Source organism: Actinotalea ferrariae CF5-4 (assembly GCF_000603945.1).
GTDB classification, from domain to species: domain Bacteria; phylum Actinomycetota; class Actinomycetes; order Actinomycetales; family Cellulomonadaceae; genus Actinotalea; species Actinotalea ferrariae.
Genome location: NZ_AXCW01000222.1, coordinates 1 through 7,150, shown reverse-complemented (window position 1 = coordinate 7,150; position 7,150 = coordinate 1). Strand labels below are relative to the sequence as shown.

The window sequence follows — 7,150 nt, the reverse complement described above, 5'->3', positions numbered from 1 at the left end:
ATCACCACGAACCACGAAGAGCCCCATTGTGGCGGTGCTTGGCAGACACAACGCAAATGCGGACCGCCTCTCGGAGGACGTTCGGGCGCTCTTTGAGGACTACCACGACACATTCAATCTCGGGAGTAAGCCAAGCGCTCACCTTTCCGCGCTCGCCGAGCTAAGTGACACACAACTCCTCGCAGGCCTTCCCGAGGTGCTCGATCGGCTGATCAAGTTCGTACGCTCTGCATTGGAAGCAGTTCCGGAATGATTCGGCAAGAGGAGTGGCGCCCAACCGGGGGCCTGATCCTGGAACCGAACGCCATGGCTGCGGCGACTATGGGACAGGCTAATACCGTTGTCTCCGCGGGGCCTGGCGCCGGCAAGACTGAACTCCTCGCGCAACGGGCGGACTTCGTGCTCCGAACCGGGCTATGCCCGTACCCTCGACGGATACTCGCGGTTTCCTTCAAGACCGACGCCGCCCGGAACCTTCGTGATCGAGTGCGGCGTCGTTCGGGTCCCGAATACGCAGCAAGGTTCGACAGTTTCACGTTCCACGCCTTCGCCAAGCGCCTTATTGACGCCTTTCGACCCGTACTCTCCGGATACAACGCCCTCGACCCGGACTACCGCATCGACCCCACCAGCCCTGGCGCCCGCATCGAGCGAGAACAGATCAGGTTCGCGGACCTGGTTCCCTTGGCGCTCGAGATCCTCGAATCGAGCGCATATGCCCGTGGGGCCATCCGTCAGACCTACAGCCACGTCTTCCTGGACGAGTTCCAGGACTGCACCGCCGACCAGTACAAACTGATCAAGTTGGCATTTGGTCGCACCACGTCCGCACTGACCGCCGTCGGCGACACCAAACAACGGATCATGGCGTGGGCCGGCGCGCTGGACGGTGTGATGCAGGCCTTCGCCGAGGACTTCGCCGCGAAGCCGCTCCCGCTCTACCAGAACTTTCGGTCCGCGCCGAGGTTACGACGCATGCAGAACGCGATGATTGCGCATATGGATCCCTTAGCGGTCAGCCCTGACGAGGACCTCGCTGGCGACGGCGGTGCAATCGAAGTGCTGGCCTTCGATGACGAGGCGACCGAAGCAGAGGCATTGGCCGGTCTCATCGAAGGCTGGCTCGAAGAGGGCGTCGAGGCTCACGAGATCGCCGTGCTGGTGCGACAACAACCCCACCTCGTGGCGGCGCCGCTCGGCCGGGAACTGACCAATCGGGGCGTCCCCTATCGAAATGAACAAGAGAGCCAGGATCTCGCGGCCGAGCCCGCTGCCGCCCTCGTTTTCAACCTCCTCCGGGTCATCGCCCTAGATCGGCAGCCCGGAGCCTACGTCGAACTCATGCGGGTGGCAGCTCGACCGAGTGCGTCGGAAGAGGATGCATCGCGCTTTGACCGTGAACTGAAGCGAAAGATCGTGGCGATCCGGGCGTCCGTCCGCGGCGATCAGTTCGCTTCGCAAGACCTGGCCGCGTGGAGAGCTCCGGTGCTCGAGCTACTGGCACTCATTACCCGACCGGTTCTGACCGCCCTCTCGCCGGCGTACCAGCAGGGGACAAGGCTCGACGACGTAGTCGAGCAAGCACTGCTTGCGTTCGAGCGAGAGTTGGCTGTCGACGACGATCCGCGCAAGGCGCTGCGGCGGCTGTCCGAGGAGGATGCCGTGCGCCTCCTCACCATCCACAAGTGCAAAGGACTGGAGTTCGAGAAGGTCATCGTTCTCGGTGTGGAAGAAGAACTCTTCTGGGGCGAAGGCCAAGCACCGACTTCCGAGTTCTTCGTCGCGGTGTCCCGCGCGAAAGAGCACCTCGTGCTCACTCATGCGAACCGCCGCCGCCGCCCAGCCACCGCCGTTAGGCGATGGGACGTGCGTCGCACGCCACACCGCGAGTTCCTCGCTTTCTGCGACACACGCTAGTTGGCGATCCTGCTGCTCACTGCAGTCGGCGGTCGGCCACGGCGCCTATCCGGCGGCGCGGTGCGCCCCGGGACGGCAGCCCGCCCGAGCCACCCAGTCGGCGAGCCGGAGACGCGCCGCTCCGAGGCGCTCATGCCACGCCAGGGGCGCGTCGGCCCTTGACGTGGTCGCGTACGCCGACTCCCAGGCGAGGTGGAGCGCCGAGAGCTCCTCGATGAGCTCCCAGTGCTTCGTCCAGCACTCGGGGATGTAGCGCCGGTCGAGCTTGTAGTGGTCGACGACCCACGTCACCCAGACATCCAAGTCGGCAAGGCGGTGTCGTCGTTCATCGGGTGTGTGAGCAGTCCACATGATCGGCATCGGTGGACCGACAGGCTGGTTCATGACCGGCTCGGTGAAGAAGACGTCATCAGCTGCGGGGCTCATGTTCGTCATTGGTCCATGCTCCTCTGGGTCTCGGGGGAAGGCATCGGCGCGAACGGCGTCCGCGACGGAACCTCGTCGACAGCGGCTTCGGGGTCGCCGTGCGATGCCACGGATAGCTCGAAGCCACTCAGGGCGGGTGCGCGCGCGGCGATGAGGCCGTCGATCTGGTCGAGGACAGCGACGGTTTCCGGTGGGGCGTCCGAGGCATCATCAACTGTCGGCACCTCGGCCGGGTCTTCTATGTGCGCCCGTAGCCACTCGTGGACGCGGTGGTGGAGCACCGATGCGGTCTCGGCCGCCGGGTGTGTGCCGTCGAGGGGCCGGGCGGCGATGAGACCCGCGAGGACCTCGTGCATCGGGTGGCCGAGTGCGCGGCCTCGTTCGAGTGCGGTGAGGAGCGGTCCGCGGGCGGGCGACGTCGTGATCTGGTCGCACTGGTCCGCCGTCAGCCCGACGGTTGGGAACGCGGCACCCCAGCGCTCGGCTGCGGCGTCGGCGAGGAGCGTGTGCCGGATGCGTAGTAGGCGCCTGGGCGAGGCCACTTCGTCCTGCGAGGCTGCGATGGTCTCGGTCGCGGAGAGCTCTGCGCCCGGCGTCGTGAGGATGGCTTCCAGCGCGTCGCGGCCGCCTTGGGAGATCTGGTGCTCGGGCGGGTAGTCGCAGGCGGCCTCGATGGTGTCCAGGGCGAGGTAGACGTGGTTGTCGTGGCGGCCGCGGGTCATGGCGACGTAGAGGTTCTCGCGGACCATGCCGGGCCCGGCGAGCACGTGCGCACGGTCGACCGTGATGCCTTGGGCGCGGTGGGTCGTGGTCGCGTAGCCGAGCTCGACGTGCTGGCCTGCGTAGACAGCCGGGATGACGACCTCGTCCGCCCGCGCGCTCGCTGTGCGGTCCCGGCGGGAGAGCGGCACGACGGTCAAGGCACCGTCGGAAGCGACAGCCGTGACCTGCCACAGGTCGCCGTTGCGGACGTGCCCGCCGGGTGTGCGAAGGCGCCGGTCGTTCGCCCGCGTGATGACGTGGTCGCCGACGCCGATCTCCGTGCCGGTGCTGGTGGTTACCCCGGTGGGCGTGACGAGGCCGTCTGTGACCCGGTCGCTGTGGGCACGGGTGTTGAGGATGTCGACGGTCCGGGAGTCGGAGGCGATGAGGATGGCGCTGACTCCGCGTTCAGTGTCGGTCTGCCAGGCGGTGTAGGCGTCCTCGCACATGGCCTCGGCAGGGCCGGCGCTGATGCGGTCGTGGTCGGCGTAGTCGTCGATGACGTGGATATCGCCGGTGCGCAAGCGCAGCGTCGCGGCGGCCTCCCACGGGTGGGTGAAGCGCCACAGCGAGGTCAGCGTGGCTGGTCGCCCGCGCTCGGCGAGGAGGTGGAAGGCGCCGCCGGCGTCGACGGCGGAGAGCTGCTTGTGGTCGCCGACGAGCAGAACCTTCGCGCCGACGTCGCTTGCTTCGGCTGTGAGGGCGTCGAGTGCGAAGGTGCCTGCGAGGGATGCCTCGTCGACGATCAGGAGCTGGCCGGGACGGAGTCGGAACCGGTCACCCAGGGCGGTCAGGGTGGTGATGGCGGTATCGATGGTGCGCAGGCGCGTCCGCTGGTCGAAGCCCGTGGCGTCGGCGCGTTCGGTGTGGAGGCGGGCGAGGAGTTCGGTGCGCCGCTGGGCGCCGGGGCCCGTGGACTCGTAGAGCCACTTGGCCGTGTTCTCGCAGGCGATCCCGAGCGCGTGGCCGAGCTCGGCGGCGGCTGTCGCGGACGGGGCGAGTCCGACGACGCTGCCGCGTCCGTGGCCCTGTTCCCAGGCGGCCTTGAGGGCCGCGAGGGTTGTGGTCTTGCCGGTGCCGGCGGGACCGACGAGGACGTTGAGGAGGCGGGTCGAGCCGGCGATGTGCTCGACGGCGGTCGCCTGGTCCTGCGCGAGCGTGACGGTGCGGCCGTCGGTGCTGTGGATCGGCCGGGAGGTGACGGCCTTGGCGAGCCACGCGGCGGTCGTGGGTGCGTCGGCGTCGCAGATGGCGGCGTGGAGGAGGCGGGCTTCGGCGTCGAGCACCTGGTGGTGGGTGTAGCGGCCTTCGTCGACTCTTGTGAACTGCGAGGTGCCGTCGGGTCGGGTGTAGCGAGTGGGGACGGCGAACGGGTCGGGCGCCTGCAGGCTCGTGCATGAGCGGAGTGCAGCATTGGTGACACGCTCGAGCAGGGCACCGCGGTCGGTAGGGCCTGTCATGCGGATCGCCCGGGTCGCGCGGGCTGCCTCGGCCATGACATTCCACCGGGTCCAGGTCGAACGGCGCGTCATCACCTGCTCAAGCGTGTGCTCGGCGAGCCGATCGATGACGGGCCCGGGGATGCGATCACAGGCGAGCGGCGCGGCCTGGGACGCCCTGAGCACCGCGGCGGTGAGTTCGGCGGGCGTCTTGCCGGTGCGCTCGCTGGCGCGGGCGCGCCACATCGTCATCAGGTCGGCCAGGGGCGTGACGTGCTTCTTCGGCCGGACCGAGCGGGTCACCTGTTGGCGCAGTCGGACGATCTCGATGCGGTTCGGGCCGCGCCCGTGCGTGGCGTAGAACTCGGCGAGCACGCCCGTCATCGCCTCGTCGATCTGCGTCGCACGGCTGGAGAACTCCGTCATCAGTGCGTCATCGACGCCGTCGAGCTCGAACGCCGGCGAGCGGCGCGGGCCGCGATGACGCCACCCGAACGCCACCGGCAGGCGACGGGCGACCTCGTCGGCCAGCAGGTCGTCATACATCTCGGAGACCATCACGACGGCGTGGTGCAGCGCCCGGGAGTCCACGGATAACCATGCGCCGCCGGGGCCCTGGACCTTGTTCGCGACGACGAGGTGGGTGTGCAGGTTCGGGTCCCCCGCGCGGGAGTCCCAGTGGTCGAAGCCGGCGGCGATAAGCCCGGAGACCTTGTGCTGGCGGCAACCTGCGGTGCCCGTGCGCGTGAACGCGGCGGTGTCCTCCAGGAAGGCGAGAGCCTGCCCGACGGCGGCCCTATGCGCCGCCAGCAGGGCAGCGCGCGTGCCGTCATCGGCCAGCGCCCACAGGGTGGAGACGGACTTCGTCGCGGTGAAGGTCAGGTCGAAGCCCGCGACGGCTGTGGACGTGCGCTTGGCGAGCTCGACGCGGGTGATGGCCGCTACCGCGGCGTCGCGTGCTTCGTCGGCGAGGTCGGCCGGAAGGGCGGCTACCTGCTTGGCGATCCGCTCGGCCGCAGGGGTGTGCCTCGGGTAGGGCCGGCCGAGCGAAGCGCCGGTCCGCGGGTCCTTGCCCTCGCCGTACAGGTTCGCCATCTCCTCCTCGGTGACGTGAGCACCGTCGCCCGGGCCGCCGCTGGCGAGCCCGACGAGCCCACGTCCGTACCAGCGACCGGGCGGGTTCCCCGAAGCCGCGTAGTACGTCGTCAGGTCCGAAGCTGCAGGACGGTCGCAGTCCCCCGACGCCGTGCTGCGCATCAGGTACTGGTAGCCACTGCCCGCGGTCAGGCGGTGCATCGTCATCACCACGGCGATGCACCGCCGACCGGGACCGCACTGCACGTCCACGGAGGCCGGGGCTCCGGGACCCGGTATCGATTCGTTTCCACGCCAAGATGTGTGCCCGCGAGCACACCAACGTGAGGCCGCCCCGACGACGCCCGTCAGGGCGGCGTCCCACAAGTGCCAGACGAGTCCGGGACCTGATCTTGCGGCAGGCGTCCATCTCGCGTGGCGCTCTAGCGCGAGCCGAGGTTCGCACTCGGCTCGCATCGCGGAGCGCCAGCTCGCGCCACCCACCCGAGCACCACAAGATGTGGCGGCCTGGGTCGTGTCGGACCCCAGGGGTAGCATTTGCACTAGTTCCAACCATGTAGTTCCCGCAGCACCACGAAGGCCCCGGCGCCTACTTGACGGGTGACGCGCTCTCCCGCCACGGACGTCCGGCATGGCGGAGGGAGCAGGGAGTGACCCAAACAGCAGCGCCAGCACCGGTCGGCGATCTCGGACACCTCATCGGCGGCGGCCTGGCGGCTCTCGACATCACGCCGTCCGAGTTCGACCTGGCAGTCCGTCGGTACGGGCAACTCGGAGAAGTCCTCGACGAGCAATGGTCCACGACCCTCGGGCAGAACTCGGTCTTCCCGCAAGGTTCGTTCAGGCTCGGCACCGTCGTCCGCAACGTCGCCCGCAACGACGACATCGACATCGACATCGTCGCCGTCCGGGACGTTGCCCGGTCATCCATTAGCCAGGAGGAGCTGAAGCGGGACGTAGGGCGAGCCGTCCGCACCTACGCCCGCACACCCGGCAGCGGGCACCCGGAAGTCGAGGAAAGCTCTCGCTGCTGGACCTTGACATGGCCGGAGATGCACATGGACGTGCTGCCCGCGATCCCCAACCGAGGCAGCCGCCGCAACGACCTACTGATCACCGACAGGGGCGTCCGCCAGTGGCTCCCCTCGAATCCCACGGGTTACGCCGTGTGGTTCCGGACCCGCATGGCCACGACCACGCTGACTGCGCGAGCCGAGGAAGCCAAGCGTCTGGAAGTCGAGGCCGTTCCTGAGTGGCACCGTCGCACGACGCTGCAGCGAGTGGTCCAGGCCCTCAAGAGGCACCGAGATATCCACTTTGCACATCGTCTGCACGATCGGCCAGCGTCGATCGTCATCACGACCCTGGCGGCACACGCGTATGCAGGCGGGTCCGACCTATACGGCTCTCTTCGACAGGTCGTCGCCGAGATGGCCAACCACATCGAGTGGCGGGACGACACCTGGACACTCAGCAACCCCGCTCAACCTGAGCCCTGATCCACCGGCCTG

Annotated in this window: 5 protein-coding genes; 3 read left to right on the top strand and 2 right to left on the bottom strand. The window is 68.4% G+C overall.

Annotated features, from left to right (window positions below; translation table 11 throughout):
• Both N866_RS22155 and N866_RS14885 read left to right on the top strand, forming a co-directional pair.
• A partial coding sequence (locus tag N866_RS22155; RefSeq protein ID WP_216699459.1) for a hypothetical protein occupies positions 1–253 on the top strand: 253 nt, incomplete at its 5' end.
• Positions 254–306: 53 nt separating this feature from the next.
• Positions 307–1,917 carry a UvrD-helicase domain-containing protein gene (locus N866_RS14885; protein ID WP_216699458.1) on the top strand — a complete coding sequence of 537 codons (1,611 nt, stop codon included), beginning with the start codon at positions 307–309 and terminating at the stop codon, positions 1,915–1,917.
• Between the two features lie 45 nt (positions 1,918–1,962).
• Here the strand turns inward: N866_RS14885 and N866_RS20030 are convergent, their stop codons facing one another.
• Complete coding sequence (locus N866_RS20030) at positions 1,963–2,352, bottom strand: hypothetical protein (RefSeq protein ID WP_052023106.1); 390 nt, start codon at positions 2,350–2,352, stop codon at positions 1,963–1,965.
• Positions 2,349–5,840: a MobF family relaxase gene (gene mobF, locus N866_RS14875; protein WP_162177324.1), complete on the bottom strand. Its 3,492-nt coding sequence runs from the start codon at positions 5,838–5,840 to the stop codon at positions 2,349–2,351. Before mobF ends, N866_RS20030 begins: the two co-directional genes overlap by 4 nt.
• 449 nt (positions 5,841–6,289) lie before the next feature.
• Between mobF and N866_RS14870 the strand changes: the two genes are divergently transcribed.
• On the top strand, positions 6,290–7,138 hold the full coding sequence (locus N866_RS14870; RefSeq protein ID WP_052023104.1) for a nucleotidyltransferase domain-containing protein: 849 nt from the start codon (positions 6,290–6,292) through the stop codon (positions 7,136–7,138).
• Positions 7,139–7,150: the final 12 nt, after the last annotated feature.